Genomic DNA, 21,206 nt, shown 5'->3' with positions numbered 1-21,206 from the left:
TCAGAAAGCGGTGATTGCTCATTTCCGTGGCTGGCAGCCCGGGGCGCAGAAATTCCTCGCCCCTACCCATGAAGAAGCAGGAAAAGGCGAAACCAGAGAACCCGGCAACATGAAACAATTTGTATCTCAACGAGAACCGATCAGCCAGCCACCCTCGGCGCGCCGCTGCACGCGCACGCTGGCTACGCTGGGCAGGGCCAGGAGGAAGCGTTCCGGCTCCTCCAGCGCAAGCAGGCCCGAAACAGTCACGGCCTGGAGCGCAGGGCTCTCTATCTCCACCGGCTGGCCGAGGTAGCGCGACAGTTCATCCGCCACATGCCGAAGCGGGGCGCGCTTGAAGTAGATCTGCCCGGTCCGCCATTGCGCAACCTCTTGCGTTGCCACTGACAGGCTGCGGCGGCGCCCGCTGGCGGGATCGATGGCCACACCCGCGCCCGGGCCCATGGCGAGCACGGGGGCTTCGGGATGGGTCTTTGAGCGCACCTCGACGCGCCCTTCCTGCACCTGCACCACGAATTCCGGCGGGGCTGCCCGCACATTGAATGCGGTGCCGACGACGCGCACCTGGCTGCCGCCGCTGTCCACGGTGAAGGGCTTGCCGGCATCCGCCGCGACCTGGAAAAAGGCCTCGCCCTGGTCGAGTACGGTTTCGCGCCGGCGGGGGTAGTAGCGCACCTGAAGGCGGCTGTTGGCATTGAGCGCCACCTGCGTTCCATCGGGCAGGTCGATGCGGCGAAGTTCGCCGGGAGCGGTGGCGATATCGACCGCATAGCTGGCGGTGTTGTCCCAGCGATGCCAGCCGTACCCGGCGACGACCACGGCGAACAGTGCTGCGGCGAAGGCCGATGCCATGGCGGGTCTGCGCGGCCGGTCCTCGGCCCCTGCAGCACTGCGTGGCTGCGGCGCCGGCCTGCCGGCGCGCGGCGCTTCGCGGGCGGTGGCCGCTGGCGGGTTGCGCCCGTAGACGGCCGGGAACATGGCCTTGAGCTGCTCCGCTTCACGCCAGGCGCGGCCGACACCGTCCATGGCCTCGCGATGGGCCGGGTCCTGCGCCAGCCACTCGTCGAGAGCGCGCTCGTCCGCACCCGACCAGCCGGGCTGCTGGCGACGCACATACCACTCGCCCGCGCGATGGTTGAGCCCAAGCACCTGCTCGGGCGGAAGGTCCTGCAACCGGGAATGGCCTGGCTCTGCGCTCATGCTCTTTTGCCCTGCGCCGGTGGGGCGGCGCATTCGTCGTCGTTGTCTTCTTCGGCGTCCAGTGTGCCCTGCAGGGCCTGCAGGCGCCTCATCTGGGTGGCACTTGCGAACAAGATGCGCGTCTCGCAATAGCCGACGGCCCGGCCCAGGTGCTTCACCACCATCCGTGTACTGATCCCCATGCAATCGGCGGTTTCCTCAACGGTGAGCCCCTCGATCCGTTGAAGAATGAAGGCTTCGCGCTGCCGTGGCGGCAGTTCCTGGATCGCCTCGTGCAGCCGCGTCAGCCGCTGGCGGCTCTCGGCTTGACGCTCGGTGTCTCCGAAGCCCTCGGCAGAGATGGCAAGCAGCTCCTGCTGGCAGTCGTCATACGGAACACTCTGGAGCCCGTGCGCCTCCGGGCCCTTTTCCCAGTCTCGCGCCGCCACGCTGCGCACGGTCTGCCGCAGATAGGGCTGCTCCTGCCCGGGCTCGAGATTCCTGCCCGTGGCGGCCACCCGCGCGAACACTTCCTGCGCCGCGTCCTCGACCGCTGCGGTGGTTCGAAAGTGTCGGCGCAACATGCGCATCACAGGCGTGCGCCAACGCGTATAGAGCGCAACCAGGGGAGCCTCTGGAGTCTGGCGCCCAGGTATCGGCTCACCCCGCGCTGCGGAGACCGGATTGCGTTTCATCCCCTAGCCTTTGCGCCCGGGAGGAATGCAGCAGCCGACCGTGAACCTGCAAGGGCACTGCATTCGTCAGTGATGAAAGTGTGGAGGTGAGGCACAACGCGCAGATGGGCAACCGATCCGTGGCGCCGGGGGTCCCACGCATCGGATGGACAACGACGGGGAGGGGCGCCCAGGCCATGTGCGCAGATCGAATGAATTAATGAATGAGATTCATTCCCATTCTAGCGCCTGGACATCCTGCAACCGGGACTCTGGCCCCCAGCGGCGCGCCGCAGGAGCTCCATCGGCGCGGGCTCCGCAGATGCCACGTCTTGCCACGTCTCGCCATGGTGCTGGCCGAGCGCTCAGCCAACATCCACCAAGAATCCCTGGCGCAAAAAGCATGTGGGGCGTCGCTGCACACTGCGGCACATCCGACCCTACCCCTTGAAACCTGGCCGAATTGCCTTATTATTAGCACTCGTTGGGCATGAGTGCTAACAGTCCTCTGTTCCACATTGCTTCGAATGCCGGCCCGCCGGGCCGGCAAGTCTTTGTTTCAACTTTGTTGATGATTTAGGAGTTGGTATGAACCTGCGTCCCCTGCACGATCGCGTGATCGTGAAGCGCCTCGAGAACGAAACCAAGACGGCTTCGGGCATCGTGATCCCCGAGAACGCCGCCGAGAAGCCCGACCAGGGCGAAGTGCTGGCAGTGGGCCCCGGCAAGAAGAACGACAAGGGCGAAGTGATCGCTCTGAACGTGAAGGTCGGCGACCGCGTTCTGTTCGGCAAGTACAGCGGCCAGACCGTCAAGGTCCATGGCGACGAACTGCTGGTGATGAAGGAAGACGACCTGTTCGCAGTCGTCGAAAAGTAATCCGCGCTTCGAAACCGCACTTTCCAACTGAATCCGGAGAATTGAAATGGCAGCAAAAGACGTAGTTTTCGGCGGCGAAGCACGCGCCCGCATGGTTGAAGGCGTGAACATCCTGGCCAACGCGGTCAAGGTCACGCTGGGCCCCAAGGGCCGCAACGTGGTGCTGGAGCGCTCCTTCGGCGCCCCCACCGTGACCAAGGACGGTGTCTCGGTCGCCAAGGAAATCGAACTCAAGGACAAGCTGCAGAACATGGGCGCCCAGCTCGTGAAGGAAGTGGCCTCCAAGACCAACGACATCGCCGGTGACGGCACGACCACCGCCACCGTGCTGGCACAGGCCATCGTCCGCGAAGGCACCAAGTACGTGGCCGCCGGCCTGAACCCCATGGACCTGAAGCGCGGCATCGACAAGGCTGTCGCCGCCCTGGTGGAAGAGCTGAAGAAGCAATCCAAGGCCACCACCACCTCCAAGGAAATCGCCCAGGTCGGCTCGATCTCCGCCAACTCCGACGAATCCGTGGGCAGCATCATTGCCGAAGCCATGGACAAGGTCGGCAAGGAAGGCGTGATCACCGTTGAAGAAGGCAAGTCGCTGGCCAACGAACTCGACGTCGTCGAGGGCATGCAGTTCGACCGCGGCTACCTGTCGCCCTACTTCATCAACAACCCTGAAAAGCAGGTTGCCCTGCTGGACAACCCCTTCGTGCTGCTGTTCGACAAGAAGATCAGCAACATCCGTGACCTGCTGCCCACGCTGGAAGCCGTGGCAAAGGCCGGCCGTCCCCTGCTGATCATTGCAGAAGACGTCGAAGGCGAAGCCCTGGCAACGCTGGTGGTGAACACCATCCGCGGCATCCTGAAGGTTGTGGCTGTCAAGGCTCCTGGCTTCGGCGACCGCCGCAAGGCCATGCTGGAAGACATCGCCATCCTGACGGGCGGCAAGGTCATCGCTGAAGAAGTGGGCCTGGCGCTGGACAAGGTGACCCTGGAAGACCTGGGCCAGGCAGTGCGCATCGAAATCGGCAAGGAAAACACCACCATCATCGACGGTGCTGGCCAAGCTGCTGAAATCGAAGCCCGCGTCAAGCAGATCCGCATCCAGATCGAAGAAGCCACCAGCGACTACGACCGCGAAAAGCTGCAAGAGCGCGTGGCCAAGCTGGCTGGCGGCGTTGCCGTGATCAAGGTTGGCGCTGCCACCGAAGTCGAGATGAAGGAAAAGAAGGCCCGCGTTGAAGACGCCCTGCACGCTACCCGCGCTGCTGTGGAAGAAGGCATCGTGGCCGGCGGCGGCGTGGCTCTGCTGCGCGCCAAGCAAGCCGTGGGCGACCTGAAGACCGGCGATGCCGAGCAAGACGCCGGCATCAAGCTGATCATGAAGGCCATCGAAGCGCCCCTGCGCGAAATCGTGGCCAACGCCGGTGGCGAGCCCTCGGTGGTGGTCAACGCCGTGCTGAACGGCTCGGGCAACTACGGCTTCAACGCTGCCAACGACACCTACGGCGACATGCTGGAAATGGGTATTCTGGACCCGACCAAGGTGACGCGTACGGCCCTGCAGAACGCCGCTTCCGTGGCATCGCTGCTGCTGACGACCGAAGCCATGATCGCCGAGTCTCCCAAGGCTGAAGGCGGCCCTGCCATGCCCGACATGGGCGGCATGGGTGGCATGGGCGGCATGGGCATGTAATTGCCCGCCGCAACCGGGCAGGCCTTGCGCCATGCCCGGTTTGCCCAGCAAGACAAAGGCCGCCCTCGGGCGGCCTTTGTCATTGCACGAACGCTTTTGCCGATGTCTTTCAGGACACGGCCTGGCCCCAGGCCCGGCCCAGGCGCGCCACGGCCTCGGTGATCTGGGGCACGGTGGGCGCCGCATACGACAGGCGCATGCACAGGCCGGCCTTGTCTGCCGCATCGGCCGGGAAGAAGGCCTTGCCCGGCACATAGAGCACGCCCTGCTCCACCGCTGCCGTGAACAGCGCACGGGCCAGGGCCTGGGAGTCGCCCGCAAGCCGCTGCGGCGGCAGCAGCCGGGCCCAGACGAACATGCCCCCCGCAGGCCGCACGAAGCGGATCTGATCGCCCAGCGCCGACTGCGTGCCAGAGCACAGCGCATCCATGCGCGCCGCGTACTCGGCGCAGGCCTGGGCCAGTTGGGGCGCATAGCGGCCCGAGCGCAGATAGTGCGCGGCGATCATCTGCGCCAGCGGCGAGGTGCACAGGTCGGCCGTCTGCTTGGCGATGGTGCAGCGGCGCAGCAGCTGGGCGTCGGCCAGCATCCAGCCGATGCGCAGCGCAGGCGCCACGGTCTTGGACAGGCTGGACAGGTAGACCACGGGATTGGCCTGGGCGCCGCACAGCGCCAGGCCCGTTTCGTAGATCGACGGTTCGCGCTGGCCGCTGAAGCGCAGCTCGCCATAGGGGTCGTCCTCGACGATGACAAAGCCATGCTCGCGTGCCAGCTCCACCAGCGCCGTGCGCCGCGCCGCGGGCAGCAGGGTGCCGCCCGGGTTGGAGAAGTTGGGCACGGTGTAGAGCAGCTTGGGGCGGCGTGCCTGGGGCCACTGCGCCAGCAGGCGGGCCAGGGCCTCGGTGTCCAGGCCCTGCTCGTCCGTGGGCACGGCAACGACCTGTGCCTGGGCCAGCTTCAGGGTCTGCAGCGTGGCCGGGTAGGCGGGCACCTCGACCAGCACCGGATCGCCGGGCTCGACCAGCACCTTGACCAGCAGGTCGAAGGCCTGCTGCGAGCCCGTGGTCACGATCATGTCGGCCGGCGTGCAGGCAATGCCGCGCGTGGCGCACAGCGCGGCCAGGGCTTCGCGCAGCGCAAGCTGGCCCTCGCTGGCGCCGTACTGCAGGCTGGTGGCGGCATCCTGCTGCAGCGCGGCCACGGCGGCCTGCTGCAAACCTTCGGCATCGAACAGGCTGGGCGATGGATAGCCTCCGGCCAGCGAGAGCATGCCGGGACGGCTCAGGTAGGGAAACAGCTCGCGGATCGGCGAGCCTTCGGGCTGTGCGAACAGCGGGTTGAACAGATGGGCGGTGGGCGACGACGCGCCCTGGTCTGCGGTGCTCATGAAGGCCTCCGGCAAATGGCAAAAACAAAGGGGCGCACGCGCAGGCCTGGCGCCTGTGCATGCGCCCCGGGGAAGGGGATCGACGGTGGCGGGCTCAGCCAGGGTCGGCGCTTATGCGGCGACCTTGGTGGCCTGGCCGCGCAGCGCGCTGCGCAGCTGGTCGATGGATCGCTGCTGGGCCTGCTCGTACAGCGCGATCTCGTCATGCACGCGGGCACCCAGGTCGGCCTCGAAGGCCTGCTGGGCCGCATGGGCCGCGTACTGCTTTTGCTCTTCGCCGCCCAGGTTGGACTGGAAGATGCCGGCCGCGCTCACGGGCAGGAAGTCTTCGTAGACGATGGGCTCGGCCTGGGCCAGGCCGCGGGTGACCAGCGCGTCCAGGTCGGACGCTGCGGCCGCTGCGGCCGCTGCGGCCTCGCCTGCGGCCAGGGCGGCGCCCTCGTCGCTCAGCGTGAAGCGGTAGAAGGCCAGGTCTTGCCGGCGCAGTTGCTCATGGGTGTCGGGGAAAGCCTCGAAGACCTGGGCCAGGCGGCTGCCGTAGTCGGGTGCGGCACTGCCCGCGCTGCCCATGTCGCGCACCTGGGCCAGCAGCTGGTCGTAGAGCGCGCGGCCCTTGCGCGTGAGCGCCACGCCGCGCTGCTCGATCTCGCCGAAGCGCGCCGTGTGCGAGCCCGCGCCCGTGGCATCGCCCGCAAAACGCACGATTTCCTTGAGCGCCTTGAAGCTGGTCTGGCGCAGCAGGATGGGGCAGGCGCGGCGCGGCGGGCCTTCGACCACGTCCTTGGCGTCCATGCCGCGCTCGGGCATGGCGGCCTGGGCCGCGTCGATGTCCAGGGTGCGCGGCGTCAGGTGGTTGATGTGCGGGCCCTTGAAGCAGACCACGTCGGCGATCAGGCGGTGGGCCTTGTGCAGCGCGTCGTAGGTGGCGCCGTCCACGGTGGACTCGCTATGCCAGCGGAAGGTCTCCAGCGCCTCGCGCACGAATGCGTCGGCATCGGCGTCGGCCAGGCCGCCATGGGCTTCGGCCTGGGCGATCAGCGCCAGCGCGCGTTCGGTGAAGATGCTGCGTTGCGCCAGGATGGCGCCGGCCTGGGCCCGCAGCGCCTGGTCGGCAATCAGGTCCAGGCGCAGCAGCGAGGTGAAGACGCGGAAAGGGTTGGCCAGCAGCGCCGCATCGCCCACGGGGCGGAAGGCCGTGGAGTGCACGGGCACGCCGGCCACCGACAGGTCGTAATAGCCCACGGGCTCCATGCCCATGATGGCGAACAGGCGGCGCAGCATGGACAGCTCGGCGGCCGTGCCCACGCGGATGGCGCCGTGGCGCTCCACGCCCAGGCGGGCAAGCTCGCCGCTGCGCTGCATCCGGGCCAGCAGCGCAGGCTCGGCCTGCAGCGTGCGCTGGTTGATGTCGGCCACGAGTTCGATCAGCGTGCCGTACTGTGGCACTTCATCGCGGTACATCTCGGACATGGCGCTGGAAAACCGTGCGCGGATCTCGTCGGAGGGCACGAAGGTGTGGGCAGGCGTAGAGGACATGGTGCTCGTGGGGACTGAAGTTGGAGCCACAGGGCAGCCCTGCGGCGGGGTGGATTCCTGGCACGCATGCTAGGTCTGCGCCTTGAGCCTGGTCAAACGATAATCAGGCCCATAGGTCATTCCCAAACAGAATGCCCCCTCCCACGATTGCCCCACCGCCCTCCGCCATGCTGCTGTCCCGCCGTTTCCTGCCCCCCATGTCCCTGCTGTGCGCCTTCGAGGCGGCGGCCCGGCACCAGAGCTTCACGGCAGCCGCGGCCGAGCTGCACCTGACGCAAAGCGCCGTCAGCCGCCAGATCCGCGCACTGGAGGAGCGGCTGGAGGCGGAACTCTTTGTGCGCGAGCGCCAGACCGTGCGGCTCAGTCCGGCCGGCCAGGCCTATGCCCAGGAGATACGCGGCGCGCTGATGCGCATCTCCACCGCCACGCTGGGCTTTCGGGCCAACCCGCGCGGCGGCAGCCTGAACCTGGCCATCCTGCCCACCTTCGGCACGCGCTGGCTGGCGCCGCGCCTGCCGCAGTTCTTCAGCGCCCACCCGGGCATCACCATCAACCTGACGACGCGACTGTCCCAGTTCGACTTCCAGCTCGAAGCCGTGGACGCCGCCATCCATTTCGGCCTGCCGCACTGGCCGGGCGCCGAGCTGGCCTTTCTGATGAGCGAGACCGTGGTGCCTGCCTGCAGCCCCGCCCTGCTGGCCCAGCATCGCTTTGCCCAGCCCCAGGACCTGCTGCAGGCGCCGCTGCTGCACCTGGCCTCGCGCCCCGATGCCTGGCAGCGCTGGCTGTCCGTGCACCATGCGCCCATGGCCGAGGGCCAGGGCATGCTGTTCGACCAGTTCGCCACCGCCGCCCAGGCCGCCATCGCCGGCGTGGGCGTGGCCTTGCTGCCGCGCTTTCTGATCGAGCGCGAACTGGCCCAGGGCGATCTGGTGCGTGCCCTGCCCCATCTGCCCGAGATGGAAAGCGCCGAGCGCTACTACCTGGCCTGGCCCACGAGCCGCGGCAACTACCCGCCGCTGCAAAGCCTGCGCGAGTGGCTGCAGCAGGCGGCCCAGGATTTCATGCGGGACGGCCCGCAGCCCTGACGCCCGCAGCGCCTGCCACCAGCGCCTGCAGCGCGGCCACCGGCAGCTGCCCGGCCAGGCCGATGGCCACGATGGCGGGCACCTGCTGCTGCTGCACGGGCGCTGATGCGGCACGCAGCCGGCCGCTGCGCCCGGCAAACTGAAGCTCGCTCCACTGGCCCGCCCCGGTCTGCACCACGCCCTTGAGCCGCAGCACGCCAGCCGGCATGGCCTGCAGCCACGCCTGCAGGGCCGTCTCGGACAGCATCCCGGGCGGCTGGCAGGACCAGGTCTCGAATTGCCGGCCATGCATGGGGCGCGCAGTGCTGGCACCCCATGAAACCTCCCGCACGCCACGCAGCAGGGCTGCGCCGCTGAGCAGTTCCACGGGCACCCGGGCTTCGTGCACATCGCAGCGTTGCGCGGCTGGCGCGTGGCTGGCTATCCAGCCGTGCACGCGCTCCAGGGTCCGGGCATCGGCCAGATCGGTCTTGTTGACGATGACCAGATCGGCCCTGGCCACCTGGCACTGCAGCGTGTCGGCCAGCAGCGGATCGGCCGCCTGCCCGGGCAGGGCAGCGGCATCGACGACCACGATGACGCCGTCCAGCGCCAATGCGGGATCAGCCAGGCCCAATTGGGCAATGCGCCAGGGGTCGGAGACGCCGCTGGCCTCGACCACCACGGCGTCGAAGCGCTCGCGCTGCTGCAGCACGCCGATCAGGGCCATGGAGAGGTCGTCACCGATCTGGCAGCACACGCAGCCATTGGTCAGCGCGATGGTGTCGCCGCTGTGGGCCTTGATCAGGCCGGCATCGATGTTGAGCGCACCGAAGTCGTTGACCAGCACGGCCAGCCGCTGGCCATCCGCATGGCGCAGCCAGTGGTTGAGCAGCGTGGTCTTGCCGGCGCCCAGGAAGCCGCCGATGACCGTGAACGGCAGCCGCTGTCCCATGTCATGCCGCCTTGAAGACGCGCCCCGACAGCACCGTGCCCCAGACCCTGAGGTCCTTGAGCACCATGGGGTCCAGGGACAGCGGATCGTCTTCCAGCACGCAGAAGTCAGCGCGCTTGCCGCATTCGATGCTGCCGATCTCGTGGTCCATCTTCAGTGTCCAAGCCGCGCCCAGCGTGACGGCATGCAGGGCCTGGGCCACGGTCAGGCGCTCGGCCGCGCCCAGCACGCGGCCCTTGGGCGTGATCCGGTGGACCGCGCACCAGGCGGTGAACAGCGGCCCCAGCGGCGTGACGGGCGCATCCGAATGGATGGCCAGCGGCACGCCGGCGGCCAGCGCGCTGGCGCAGGCATCGAGCCGCATGGCCCGGTCCGGCCCCATGGTCATCTCGTAGTGCTGGTCGCCCCAGTACCAGAGGTGGTTGGCGAACAGGTTGGCGCACAGGCCCAGCGCCGCCATGCGGCGAAACAGCGGCGCATCGATCATCTGGCCATGCTGCAGCGTATGGCGGTGGTCGGGCCGGGGCGCGCGGGCCAGCACGCGGCCTATGGCGTCGATGGCGGTTTCGCTGGCCTCGTCGCCATTGGTGTGCGTATGGATGAGCAGGCCTGCGCGGTGGTAGGTCTCGAAATCGGCCTCGTACTGCGCGGGCGCGGTGACCCAGATGCCGTTGGGCGCGCCGTTGTAGTGACCGGGCCAGCGCAGGCGCGCCGAAAAGCCCTGGATGGAGCCGTCCAGCATCATCTTGACCAGGCCGTAGCGCAGCCGGTCGGTGTTGCGCGCCATGAGCGCGCGCACATGCTCGGCGCCTGCCTGGGCGCCATGCGTGCCGTGGAAGGCCTGGAAGGCCGGCAGGATGCGGATGGGCACCTGGTCATCGGCCAGCGCGGCCTCCAGCACGCGGCAGTCCTGCTCGCCCAGCCGGTTGACCAGGTCGGTGGCCGTGGTCACGCCCTGGCGGCAGGCCAGGCGTGCGAAGGAGCGCACGCCGGCCTCGGTCATGGGCGCCAGCAGCCCGGCCTCGCCGATCTTGCGCAGCACCAGGAACATGGCGGCCGGTTCCTGCAGCTCGCCCGTGGGCTCGCCGGCCAGGGCGTGGCCGGGTGCGAAGCGCACCACGCCCTCGACCTCGTTGTCGCGCGTGATCTCGGCCAGGCGCAGCATGGCGCTGTTGACGTTCATCAGATGGCCGTTGGCGTGCGAGATGACGACGGGACGACCTGCGGCGGCCCGGTCCAGGTGCTCCACCGTCATGCGCTCGCCGCCAAAGTAGATGGGATCGAACCCCCAGGCGATCAGCGGCTGGCCGGTCGGCAGGCCCTGCGCATCCATGCGCGCCGCCACCTCGGCCAGGCGGTCCACCACGGCATCCATGGAGCGCAGGCCGGGCCAGGTCTTTCCGTCGGGGTCGCGCCGGTCGAACCAGCCCGTGTATGTCCAGTCCCACATGCTGCCTTCCTTGAGATGGCAGTGGCCCTCGACCAGCCCGGGCAGCAGCACCTGGTCCGCAAAGCGCTCGTCGATGCGGCACTCGCCCCAGGCCGTGCAGCGCGCCAGGTCCCCGACCGCGAGGATGCGCCCGTCGCGCACGGCCACATGCGTGGCCTCGGGCTGCATGGGGTTCATGGTGATGATCTTGCGGGCGACGTAGACGGTGATGCTCATGGTGGCGGGTACTCCGGATTCAAAGGGCCAGCGGCGCGCGCGGCACGCCATCGATGTGGTCCACGCGGATGCAGCGCACCCAGTGGCCGGGTGCGGCTTCGCGCAGCGGTGGCGCCTCGGCCGAGCACGCAGGCACGGCCACGGGGCAGCGCCCTGCGAAGCGGCAGCCTGCAGGCGGGTCGATGGGACTGGGCGGATCGCCGGCCAGCCGTATGCGCCGCGCCGCGCGCTCGCGCCCGCCGCGCACCGTGGGCACGGCCGACATCAGGGCCACGCTGTAGGGGTGCAGCGGCCGCGCGAAGAAGGCCTGGCGCGGTGCGCGCTCCACGATCTGGCCCAGGTACATGACGGCGATGTCGTCGCAGATGTGCTCGACCACGGCCATGTCGTGCGAGATGAACAGGTAGCTCAGGCCCAGCTCGCGCTGCAGCCGCGCCAGCAGGTTGAGGATCTGGGCGCGGATGGCGATGTCCAGTGCCGACACGGGTTCGTCGCACACCACCAGTTCGGGCCGCGTGGCCAGGGCGCGCGCGATGTTGATGCGCTGGCGCTGGCCGCCCGAGAACTGGTGCGGGAACAGCTGGCGCTGTTCGGGCCGCAGGCCGACCTGGGTGAACAGCTCGGCCACGCGCGCCTCGCGCTCGGCCGGCGTGCCCACGTCCATCAGGTCCAGTGGAGCGCGCACCGCATCGCCCGCGCGCTGGCGAGGATTCAGCGAGGAAAACGGGTCCTGGAACACGATCTGCATGCGCCGCCTCGCCTGGCGCAGGGCCTCGCCCGACAGGCCGCCCAGGTCGGTATCGCCCAGCTGCATGCGGCCCGTCGTCACGGGCGCCAGGCGCATCACGGCCAGCGCCGTGGTCGTCTTGCCCGAGCCCGACTCGCCCACCACGGCCAGCGTGCTGCCGCGCCGCAGGCTGAAGGACACGCCGTCCACGGCCTTGACCACCTCGGGGCTGCCGAACAGGCCCTTGCCCGCGCGCGGAAAGTGGACCTTGAGGTCATCGACCTGCAGCAGTGTGTCGTCCATGCGTGCGTTCATGCCAGGGCCTCCGTCTTGACCCGGATGTGCGGGGCGCAGGCATGCAGCCAGCAGGCCACGCCGTGGGATGGGTCCTCCAGCGCGACCAGCGGCGGCGCCTCGCTGGCGCAGCGCGGCTGGGCCTCGCGGCAGCGCGCGCGGAAGGCGCAGCCGCTGCCCAGCTCCCAGATCGAGGGCACGACGCCCGGGATTTCCGGCAACTCGCAGCGATCCGCCGCCTGGCTGCTGCCCAGCTCGGGCAGGCAGGCGATCAGGCCGCGCGTGTACGGATGGGCGGGCGCCGACAGCACCTGCTCGCAGCGGCCCTGCTCGATCACGCGGCCCGCATACATGACCATGACGCGGTCGGCCATCTCGGCCACGGCCCCCATGTCGTGCGTGATCAGCACGATGGCCGTGCCCTTTTCGCGCTGCAGCGCGCGCAGCAGGTCGAAGATCTGGGCCTGCACGGTCACATCCAGCGCCGTGGTGGGCTCGTCGGCGATCAGGATGTCGGGCCGGCAGGCCAGGGCCATGGCGATCATCACGCGCTGGCGCATGCCGCCGGACAACTGGTGCGGGTACTCGTGCACGCGCCGCTCGGGCGCAGGGATGCCGACCTGCCGGAGCATCTCCACGGCGCGCTGGCGCGCGGCGGCCGCATCCAGTCCGGCGTGCAGGCGCAGCGGCTCGGCGATCTGCTCGCCCACGGTGAGCACCGGATTCAGCGAGGTCATCGGCTCCTGGAAGATCATGGAGATGCGGTTGCCGCGCACCTGGCGCATGCGGGCCTCGCCGGCGGCCACCAGGTCCTCGCCCTGGAAGCGCACCTGTCCGCCCGTGATGCGGCCCGGAGGCGAGGGAATGAGGCGCAGCAGCGCCAGCGCCGTCATGCTCTTGCCACAGCCGGACTCGCCGACCACGCACAGCGTCTCGCCCGCGCGCAGATCGAAATCCACGCCGTTGAGCACCATGGCCTGGCCGCGCCGGCCCTGGAAGGCCACGCGCAGGCCGCTGACTTGCAGCAGGGGGGTGTCGGTATCCATCAGCGCTCCCTCAGCTTGGGGTTGAGTGCATCGTTGAGGCCATCGCCGATCAGGCTGACGGCCAGCACGGTGACGAAGATGGCGGCGCCGGGAAAGGCCACGGCCCACCAGCAGGACAGCAGGTACTGGCGGGCCGATCCGATCATCAGGCCCCAGCTCATCTGGTTGGGGTCCCCCAGGCCCAGAAAGGACAGGCCGGCCTCGAACAGGATGGCCGCGCCCACGGCCAGCGTGGCCGACACCACCAGCGGCGGCAGCGCATTGGGCAGGATCACCTTCCAGATGATGCGGCCGTGGCGCGCGCCGATGGCGCTTTCCGCGCGCACGAATTCAAGCTGGCGGATGCGCATGAACTCGGCCCGCGTGAGCCGCGCCGTGGCCGGCCAGCTGACGCTGCCGATGGCCAGCGTGACCGTCACCAGCGAGGGAGAGAACAGCGTGACCACCACCATGGCGAACAGCAGTGCGGGCAGCACCTGGAAGAACTCGGTCACGCGCATCAGCAGCGCATCGACGCGGCCGCCGTAGTAGCCGGCCATCGCTCCCAGCGTCACGCCGATGCACACCGACAGCAAAGCCGCGAAGGCGCCCACCAGCAGCGTGGCGCGGCCGCCGTGGATGATGCCGGTGAGCACGTCGCGCCCCAGCTGGTCGCTGCCCAGCCAGGCCTCCTCGCTGAACGGCGGGCTCAGCGGCATGGTGCGGATCTCGAACGGGTCCGCAGGCCAGATCCAGGGGCCGGCGATGGCCACCAGCAGCACGATGAGCAGCATGGCCATGCCGGCAATGGCCGAGGGGTTGCGCAGGAACATGCGCAGCGCTTCGCGCGCCGGGTGCTCGGCATGGGCTGCGGCCTGCGGCGCGGCGACGGTCGGCACGGACACGGAAGGTGGTGTGATGGCATTCATGGACTCAGGCCGCCTTGATGCGGGGATCGATCAGCCGGTAGCACAGGTCGGTGACGAGGTTCATCACGACCACGACGATGGAGGAGAACAGCAGCACGCCCAGGATGGTCGGGTAGTCGCGCCGCAGCACCGAGTCGAAGGCCAGCCGGCCCAGGCCCGGCCAGTTGAAGACCGTCTCCACGATGATGGCGCCGGCCATGACGTTGCCGAACTGCAGGCCCAGCATGGTCACCACGGGCAGCAGCGCGTTGCGCAGCGCATGGCGGTAGAGCACCACATGCTCGGCCAGTCCCTTGGCGCGCGCCGTGCGGATGTAGTCGGCGCCCAGCACGTCCAGCATGGACGAGCGCGACAGCCGGCTGTACTGCGCCAGGTAGACCAGGGCCAGCGTCAGCGCGGGCAGCACCAGGTGCCGGGCCACGTCCAGCAGGTCGGCAAGGCCCGCGCCGCCCGCGGCATCGGCCGAGCGCATGCCCGACACCGGCAGCACGGGCCACCAGGAGGCAAACGCCAGCACCAGCAGCATGCCGGTCCAGAACACGGGCGCCGCAAAGCCCACCAGGGACAGCACGGTGATGCACTGCGACAGCAGGCCGTTGGGCCGGCGCGAGGACAGCACGCCCAGCAGGGTGCCCACCACGAAGGCCGTGAGCACGGCGGCCAGCACCAGCAGCAAGGTGGCAGGCACGCGCTCGGCAATCATCTGCGCCACCGGCAGGTTGAAGAAGTAGGAATGGCCCAGATCCCCGCTGGCCACGCGCGCCAGGTAGATGCCCAGTTGCACGGGCAGCGGCCGGTCCAGCCCGTAGCGTGTGCGCAGCTCGGCCATGAGCTCGGGCTCCATGCCGCCGCTGGCGCCGGCAATGGTCTCCACGGGATCGCCGGGCGCCGCATGCACCAGCATGAAGTTCAGCACCACCACGGCCAGCACCAGCGCCAGGCCCTGCAGCAGCCGCTTGAGGAGTGTGCGGAGAAAAGCCATGGACTGCACCTCCCCGACTACTTCAGAAAGATCTCGTCATAGGGCGAGGCCGGCCCCCAGATCGTGGTCGGCAGGTTGCCCACGTTCTTGCGCGCGGCCGTGTGGTAGGGCGAGTTGTTGATGAAGATCACCGGCAGCTCGTCGGTCACGGTCTTCTGGAAGGCCGCATAGAGCTTCTTGCGCTCGGCCGTGTCCAGCGTGCTGCTGGCCGTGTTCAGCAGCTCGTCCACCTTGGGATTGCGGTAGGACTGGGTGTTGGTCCAGACCACGGGCTTGATGTTGGTGGACAGGTAGCTGCGGTGCACGCCGATGACCGGGTCGCCCCAGTTGAAGACGATGTCCATGGACAGGTCGAAGTCGTGCGTGGCCAGGCGCCGGGCCCAGGCCGGGAAGTCGGCCGAGGCGCGTACCTCGACGGCGATGCCCACCTTCTTGAGCTGGGCGCGCACGTACTCGGCCACGTTCTTTTGCTGCTCGTCCGAGCCGGGCAGGTAGTCGATGGTGATCTTGAAGCGCTCTCCGTTGGCTCCGGGCTTGAGGCCGGCCTCGTCCAGCAGGGCCGCCGACTTCCTGAGGTCCAGCGGATAGCGCACCAGGTCGGCCGAGGCAAACGGGCTGGCCGCCACGATGGGGCCGTCGGCCACGCTGGCGAAGCCGCCCATCAGCGCCTTGGTGATGAAGTTCTTGTCGATGGCATGCGCAATGGCCTTGCGCACGCGCACATCGTCCAGCGGCTTCCTGTCGGTGTTGATGGCCAGCCAGTTGATCGAGCCTATGCCCTCGAAGCCCTTGCCGGCCAGCGTGACCTGGGGATTGGTGGACAGGCGCTTCAGGTCGATGGAGGCCTGCAGGTAGGGCACCATCTGCACGTCGCCGCGCTCCAGGCTCAGCAGCAGGCTGGAGGAGTCGGGCACGATGTTGAAGACCAGCTTGTCCAGGTAGGGACGGCCCGGCAGGAAGAACTTGTCGAAGCGCTCCATCACGATGCGCTGGCCCGCGCGGAACTCGGTCAGCTTGAACGGCCCCGAGCCCACCACGTCGGCGCTGTTGCGCGCATGGGTCTTGAGGTCGGCACCATCGCCATAGATGTGCCTGGGCAGTATGGGCGCCAGCGCCGGGCTCATGGCCAGCAGGATGGCCGGATGCGGCGCATTCATGCGGATGATGGCCGTGTACGGGTCGGGCGTGTCCACCTTCTCCACGGGCCCCAGCATGGTCTGGAACGGGTGGTTGGCCTTGATGGCCATGATGGAGAAGGCCACGTCGGCCGAGGTGATGGGCTTGCCGTCGTGGAACACGGCATTCCTGCGCAGGTTCAGGGTCAGCGACTTGCCGTCCTCGGCGAGCTTCCAGGACTCGGCCAGGTAGGGCTGGGGCTTCCACTGGTCGTCGAAGCGCAGCGGGCTGGCGAACAGCTGGGTGGAAGGCATGGCCGTGGCAATGCCCGATTGCACGGCGCCGTTCAGGTGCCGTGGCACCTGGGTGCTGCCCACGACCAGGGTGCCGCCGCGCGCGGGTTCCTGGGCACGCAGCGGTGGGGCGGCCAGGCCCGCCAGCGCGCTGGCCAGTGCCAGGGCGCCCAGGACGCGGCGTCGGAAAGTGATGGTGCGCATGGACTTCTCCCTCGTTGATTCACTAGGTCGCGCAGATCGCGGCCTTGCGTTTCAGAATACGCAGGAAGCGCCCGCAGCGTATGGGCCACAGTCGCCCAAAAGTAGGAGCCAGAAGCCCAGTGTTTACCCGCATCGAAGGACCCATGCCTTTACTTGGCCGTACCCGGCCCGCAACATGGCGCGGACTTTGCGTTCGTTTCCGATGACGACTTGCGCAAGAAGGAACGAAACCAGCGGTTTGCCCTATGGCGCAGCGCTTTGTCACATCCTGTTTGCGTAAGTCCTGCCGATATCGCTCCCGACTGCCTCCGTTGCTCCATGAGTTCTCCCTCCCCTGCAGATCCCCGCCATCAATGGTCCCACCTGTTCGTGCTGCCCGAGCAACCCGCCCTTGCCCTCAAGGACAGGCTGCGCCTGGCTCTGGTCCAGCCCATCCTGGAAGGCCGCCTGCCGCCCGGCGCCTCCATGCCGCCCTCGCGCGAACTGTCGCGCCTGCTGGCGCTGTCGCGCAATACCGTGACGGCGGTCTACCAGCAACTGGTCGATGAAGGCTTTCTGCAGGCCCGCCCGCGCAGCGGCGTGTTCGTGGCGCCCGATTCGCGCCTGGCCGGCGTGGACGAGGCCCTGCCCGCGCCCGCCGCAGGCCCTGGCGCGCCCGCCCCCGACTGGTCGGCGCGGGTGCTGCGCTCGCTGACGGACAGGCACACGCTGTCCAAGCCGCAGCAGTGGCGCGAGTACCCCTACCCCTTCGTCTACGGCATGCACGATCCCGCGCTGTTTCCCACCGAAGGCTTCCGGGAATGCTGCACGCGCAGCCTTGCGCGCGCCCAGCTGCCGCACTGGACGCCGGACTTCGAGACCGACGACGTTCCCGACCTGATCGAGCAGATCCGCCTGCGCCTGCTGCCCCGGCGCGGCGTGTTCGCGCTCAAGGAAGAGATCCTGGTCACCGTGGGCGCGCAGCAGGCCTTCTACCTGCTGGCCGATGCGCTGCTGGACCCCTCGCAGCGCCTGGGCTTCGAGGAGCCCGGCCACCCGCATGCGCGCAACACTTTTTCGCTGCGCCGCCCGCGCTGGGTGCCCGTGGCCGTGGACGAGGAAGGCGTGGTGGTCGATGGCCTGCCGCCGCTGGACTACCTGTTCGTCACGCCCTCGCACCAGAGCCCCACCACCGTGACGCTGAGCCTGCAGCGGCGCGAACAGCTGCTGCGCCGCGCCGAGCAGGGCGATTTCGTGATCATCGAGGACGACTACGAGGCCGAGAACCTCTACCAGGGCACGCCCATGCCCGCGCTCAAGAGCCTGGACCAGGGCGGGCGCGTGATCTATGTGGGGTCGCTGTCCAAGAGCCTGTCGCCTGCGCTGCGGCTGGGCTATATCGTTGCGCCGCGCGCGCTGATCGACGAGTTGCGCGTGCTGCGCCATGCCATGGTGCGCCACCCCAGCACCTTCCTGCAGCATGCCTATGCGCTGTTCCTGTCGCTGGGCCACCATGAGGCCCATGCGCGCCGCGTGAACCAGGCCATGCTGGAGCGCGTGGCGCAGGTGGACCGCTCGCTGCGCGCGCACCTGCCGGATTTCATCTTCCGCCAGCCCCAGGGCGGCGCATCGCTGTGGGTGCAGGCACCGGCCTGGCTGGACGCCGATGCGCTGGCCGCCGTGGCGCGCCGCCACGGCGTGCTGATCGAGGCAGGCAGCGCGTTCTTTGCGACGCCGCGCCAGCCCTGCCCCTTTTTCCGGCTGCGCCTGTCTTCCATTGCCACCGATCAGATCGATGCAGGCATTGCAGCGCTGGCACGGGCGGTGGCCGAACTGGACCGGCCGCGCTGACCGGGCCCGGGCTCGTGGTCACTGCTGCGCGTAGGACTCCAGCGGCTTGTCGTTGGGCTTTTGCAGCAGTTGCTTGAGCAGGTCGCTCATGGGCAGGTTCAGCGGGGCATTCTTGGGCGGGATGGGCTGCACGAACCACTTGTCGTAGATCTTCGCCACTTCGCCCGAGGCCATCATGCCCACCAGCACATCGTCCACGGCCTTCTTGAAGGCGGGGTCATCGCGGCGGAACAGGATGGCGATGGGCTCGGAGCCCAGCACCTCGCCCACGATCTTGAAGCCTGCAGGGTTCTTGGAGTTGGCGATGACGCCGGCCAGCAGGTTGTCGTCCAGCACGAAGGCATCGGCACGGCCCGATTCGAGCATCAGAAAGCTCTCGAAATGGTCCTTGCCCAGCGAGGTGGGCAGGTTCACGCCATTGTCGCGCCCGTACTTGCGCAGCAGCTGCACGGCAGTCGTGCCGGCCGAGGCCGCCACGGGCTTGCCGTCGAGCTGCTTGAAGGAGGTGATGCCCGAGTCGGCACGCACGGCCATGCGCACCTGGCTCACGTAGGTGGTCACGGCAAAGGCCACCTGCTTTTGGCGCGCAAGGTTGTTCGTGGTCGGGCCGCAGCCGATGTCCACGGTACCGTTCTGCACCAGGGGCATGGTGTTCTGCGAGGTCAGCGCCATGTACTCGATCTTGGCCTTGGGCACGATCTGGGCCAGCACCTTCTCGCACAGCTCCACGTGGTAGCCCACGTACTTCTGCGTGGTGCCGAAGGCATAGGCCATGGGCGCCGAGCTTTCGCGCACACCCATCACCACCTTGCCTGTGCTCTGGATCTTGTCCAGCGTGCCGGCCGCATCCTGCGCATGGGCAGCGCCGGAAGCAGCCACCACACATGCCATCGCCACATGGGCCAGTACGAATCGCATCGAGGGTCTCCTTGGATAGTTGTTGCAGGTCCGAAGGCGCGTTGCGCCTCCACCCTGCCGTGCCGCCGTCACCGGCTGCCTCCAGGCAGGGCCGCCGTCAAGGCGATTGCATCAACTATCGAGCAATCAGGCGCCTGTGCATAACGATGAAATGGAAGAAGGTCATGCTCCACCCACATGACCTCGCACCCGCCTGGTGCGCTGCAGCAACCCTCTGCCCGGGCACCGGGGCTAGCCGGCCGATCCTGCCGCAAGCCGGTGCATGAGGCCCTGCGTCGAGGCATCGACGCCCTGCCAGTCACCGCTGTCCTGGCGCGCATGCAGCTGGCGCGCCAGGTGCTTGCCCAGCTCCACGCCCCACTGGTCGAAGCTGTTGATGCCCCACACCGCACCGGCCGAGAAGACACGGTGCTCGTACAGTGCGATCAGGGCGCCCAGCGATGCCGGATCGAGCTGCTGCAGCAGCAGGAAGCTGCTGGGCCGGTTGCCCGCGCAATGGCGCTCTGCACCCTCGCCGTGGCGCCCCTCCATCAGGGCCTGGGCCTGGGCAATGGCGTTGACGACCAGGCTCTGGTGGTGTGCGCCCAGGTATTTGCCGCCGTCGCGCAGCGCGATGAACTCCACGGGAATCACGTCCTGGCCCTGATGCAGCATCTGGAAGAAGGCATGCTGGCCATTGGTGCCGGGCTCTCCCCAGATCACGGGCGCCGTGCGCACGGGCAGTGTCTGCCCGTCGCGCGTCACGCCCTTGCCGTTGCTCTCCATCTCCAGCTGCTGCAGGTAGGCGGTCAGCCGCCGCAGGCCATGGCTGTAGGGGGCGATGCAGCGGCTGGAGAAGCCGCAGAAATCGCGGTACCAGACGTCCAGCAGGCCCAGGCGCAGCGGCAGATTGCCTTCCACGCCCGATGAGAAGAAATGCGCGTCCATGGCATGGGCGCCACCCAGCAGCGCACGGAACTGCGCCGCGCCAATGGCAATGGCCACGGGCAGGCCGATGGCCGACCACAGCGAAAAACGGCCGCCCACCCAGTCCCAGAATCCCAGCGTGCGGCGGATGCCGAAGTCGGCTGCGGCCCGCACATTGGTGGTGAGCGCCACGAAGTGCCGGTCGATGGAGCACGCGGCCTGCGGGTCCTCGCTGCCGCCCTGCTCCAGGAACCACCGGCGCGCCGAGTGCGCGTTGAGCATGGTCTCGGCCGTGGTGAAGGATTTGGAGGCGATCAGGAACAGCGTGCTGCGCGGGCGCACGCGGCGCAGCACATGACCGAGCTCATGGCCATCGACGTTGGAGACGAAATGGAAATTCTTGCCCGCATCGACCCAGTCCTCCAGCGCATTGACCACCACTTCGGGGCCCAGGTGCGAGCCGCCGATGCCGATGTTCACGATGTCGGTGATGCCCTCGTCGCCGCGCACCTGCTCGGCCAGGGCCAGCATGGCGTCCAGCGTCTCATGCACCTGGTCCAGCGCCTCGTGCATGGCAGGCTGCCACTGCTGCACGGTGGCGCAGTGGCGCAGCTGTCCGCCATCGCGCGGCATGCGCAGCAGCCAGTGCATGACGGCGCGGCCTTCGGTGCAGTTGACGGGCTCGCCGGCCAGCATGGCCTCACGCTGGGCCAGCACGCCGGCCTGCTGTGCCAGGTCGCGCAGCAGCGCCTCGGTGGCCTCGGTCCAGAGGTTCTTGGACAGGTCGGCAAAGACATGCGGGGCCTGCTGGCTCAGCGCCTCCAGGCGGCCTGCGTCCGCGGCAAAGGCCTGGCGCAGATCCAGGGACCGGATGTCTTCGTTGAAATGGCGTTCAAGTGCCGACCAGGCCGGCAAGGTATTGCACAAAACGGGCAAGATCTTCATCCAA

The 21,206-nt window shown here is 68.5% G+C and carries 17 protein-coding genes; 4 read left to right on the top strand and 13 right to left on the bottom strand.

Translation table 11 applies throughout. The features are described from left to right. Positions 1 to 126: 126 nt before the first annotated feature. On the bottom strand, positions 127 to 1,200 hold the full coding sequence (locus ACFPFG_RS23605; RefSeq protein WP_380108500.1) for a FecR family protein: 1,074 nt from the start codon (positions 1,198 to 1,200) through the stop codon (positions 127 to 129). Continuing rightward, positions 1,197 to 1,874, bottom strand: a complete 678-nt coding sequence (locus ACFPFG_RS23600) for an RNA polymerase sigma factor (RefSeq protein WP_380108498.1) — start codon at positions 1,872 to 1,874, stop codon at positions 1,197 to 1,199. Before ACFPFG_RS23600 ends, ACFPFG_RS23605 begins: the two co-directional genes overlap by 4 nt. A gap of 567 nt (positions 1,875 to 2,441) precedes the next feature. Between ACFPFG_RS23600 and ACFPFG_RS23595 the strand changes: the two genes are divergently transcribed. Then, positions 2,442 to 2,732, top strand: coding sequence for a co-chaperone GroES (locus ACFPFG_RS23595; RefSeq protein WP_012207457.1), 291 nt, complete (start codon positions 2,442 to 2,444; stop codon positions 2,730 to 2,732). Positions 2,733 to 2,778: 46 nt separating this feature from the next. Next, positions 2,779 to 4,422, top strand: coding sequence for a chaperonin GroEL (gene groL / locus ACFPFG_RS23590; protein WP_013800679.1), 1,644 nt, complete (start codon positions 2,779 to 2,781; stop codon positions 4,420 to 4,422). A gap of 109 nt (positions 4,423 to 4,531) precedes the next feature. Here the strand turns inward: groL and ACFPFG_RS23585 are convergent, their stop codons facing one another. Both ACFPFG_RS23585 and hglS read right to left on the bottom strand, forming a co-directional pair. After that, positions 4,532 to 5,809 carry an aminotransferase-like domain-containing protein gene (locus tag ACFPFG_RS23585; RefSeq protein ID WP_380108495.1) on the bottom strand — a complete coding sequence of 426 codons (1,278 nt, stop codon included), beginning with the start codon at positions 5,807 to 5,809 and terminating at the stop codon, positions 4,532 to 4,534. 111 nt (positions 5,810 to 5,920) lie between these two features. Then, on the bottom strand, positions 5,921 to 7,345 hold the full coding sequence (gene hglS, locus ACFPFG_RS23580; RefSeq protein WP_380108493.1) for a 2-oxoadipate dioxygenase/decarboxylase HglS: 1,425 nt from the start codon (positions 7,343 to 7,345) through the stop codon (positions 5,921 to 5,923). Between the two features lie 167 nt (positions 7,346 to 7,512). Here hglS and ACFPFG_RS23575 point away from each other — a divergent pair, with 167 nt between their 5' ends. Continuing rightward, the gene (locus ACFPFG_RS23575; RefSeq protein ID WP_183019543.1) at positions 7,513 to 8,433 is read left to right on the top strand and encodes a LysR family transcriptional regulator; all 921 of its coding nucleotides are present in this window, start codon (positions 7,513 to 7,515) and stop codon (positions 8,431 to 8,433) included. Here the strand turns inward: ACFPFG_RS23575 and ACFPFG_RS23570 are convergent. The 7 genes from ACFPFG_RS23570 to ACFPFG_RS23540 are packed head-to-tail and all read right to left on the bottom strand — an operon-like array spanning position 8,408 to position 16,603. Next, positions 8,408 to 9,367: a CobW family GTP-binding protein gene (locus tag ACFPFG_RS23570; protein ID WP_380108490.1), complete on the bottom strand. Its 960-nt coding sequence runs from the start codon at positions 9,365 to 9,367 to the stop codon at positions 8,408 to 8,410. The genes ACFPFG_RS23575 and ACFPFG_RS23570 overlap by 26 nt on opposite strands. A 1-nt stretch (position 9,368) precedes the next feature. Further along, a complete protein-coding gene (locus tag ACFPFG_RS23565; RefSeq protein WP_197955047.1) occupies positions 9,369 to 11,033 on the bottom strand; it encodes an amidohydrolase in 1,665 nt (554 codons plus the stop codon). Positions 11,034 to 11,052: 19 nt separating this feature from the next. Next, positions 11,053 to 12,075 carry an ABC transporter ATP-binding protein gene (locus ACFPFG_RS23560; RefSeq protein ID WP_312374114.1) on the bottom strand — a complete coding sequence of 341 codons (1,023 nt, stop codon included), beginning with the start codon at positions 12,073 to 12,075 and terminating at the stop codon, positions 11,053 to 11,055. Further along, a complete protein-coding gene (locus tag ACFPFG_RS23555; protein ID WP_380108488.1) occupies positions 12,072 to 13,100 on the bottom strand; it encodes an ABC transporter ATP-binding protein in 1,029 nt (342 codons plus the stop codon). The genes ACFPFG_RS23560 and ACFPFG_RS23555 overlap by 4 nt, the downstream gene beginning before the upstream one ends. Beyond that, positions 13,100 to 14,008 carry an ABC transporter permease gene (locus tag ACFPFG_RS23550; RefSeq protein WP_047471803.1) on the bottom strand — a complete coding sequence of 303 codons (909 nt, stop codon included), beginning with the start codon at positions 14,006 to 14,008 and terminating at the stop codon, positions 13,100 to 13,102. Before ACFPFG_RS23550 ends, ACFPFG_RS23555 begins: the two co-directional genes overlap by 1 nt. Positions 14,009 to 14,012: 4 nt before the next feature. Continuing rightward, positions 14,013 to 14,990: an ABC transporter permease gene (locus ACFPFG_RS23545; RefSeq protein WP_183019548.1), complete on the bottom strand. Its 978-nt coding sequence runs from the start codon at positions 14,988 to 14,990 to the stop codon at positions 14,013 to 14,015. A gap of 17 nt (positions 14,991 to 15,007) precedes the next feature. After that, a complete protein-coding gene (locus ACFPFG_RS23540; RefSeq protein WP_380108485.1) occupies positions 15,008 to 16,603 on the bottom strand; it encodes an ABC transporter substrate-binding protein in 1,596 nt (531 codons plus the stop codon). A gap of 318 nt (positions 16,604 to 16,921) precedes the next feature. Between ACFPFG_RS23540 and pdxR the strand changes: the two genes are divergently transcribed. Beyond that, a complete protein-coding gene (pdxR, locus tag ACFPFG_RS23535) occupies positions 16,922 to 18,433 on the top strand; it encodes a MocR-like pyridoxine biosynthesis transcription factor PdxR (RefSeq protein WP_197955035.1) in 1,512 nt (503 codons plus the stop codon). An 18-nt stretch (positions 18,434 to 18,451) separates the two neighbouring features. On the opposite strand, the gene ACFPFG_RS23530 is transcribed toward pdxR, so the two are convergent. Both ACFPFG_RS23530 and pgi read right to left on the bottom strand, forming a co-directional pair. After that, on the bottom strand, positions 18,452 to 19,351 hold the full coding sequence (locus ACFPFG_RS23530) for a transporter substrate-binding domain-containing protein (protein ID WP_183019551.1): 900 nt from the start codon (positions 19,349 to 19,351) through the stop codon (positions 18,452 to 18,454). 231 nt (positions 19,352 to 19,582) lie between these two features. Then, positions 19,583 to 21,202, bottom strand: coding sequence for a glucose-6-phosphate isomerase (pgi, locus tag ACFPFG_RS23525; RefSeq protein WP_197955033.1), 1,620 nt, complete (start codon positions 21,200 to 21,202; stop codon positions 19,583 to 19,585). Positions 21,203 to 21,206: the final 4 nt, after the last annotated feature.

Origin of the sequence: Delftia deserti (assembly GCF_042653485.1) — a bacterium.
Lineage (GTDB): Bacteria > Pseudomonadota > Gammaproteobacteria > Burkholderiales > Burkholderiaceae_C > Comamonas > Comamonas acidovorans.
Note: the sequence above shows the minus strand (reverse complement) of the source record. Positions and strands in the feature narration are given on the sequence as shown.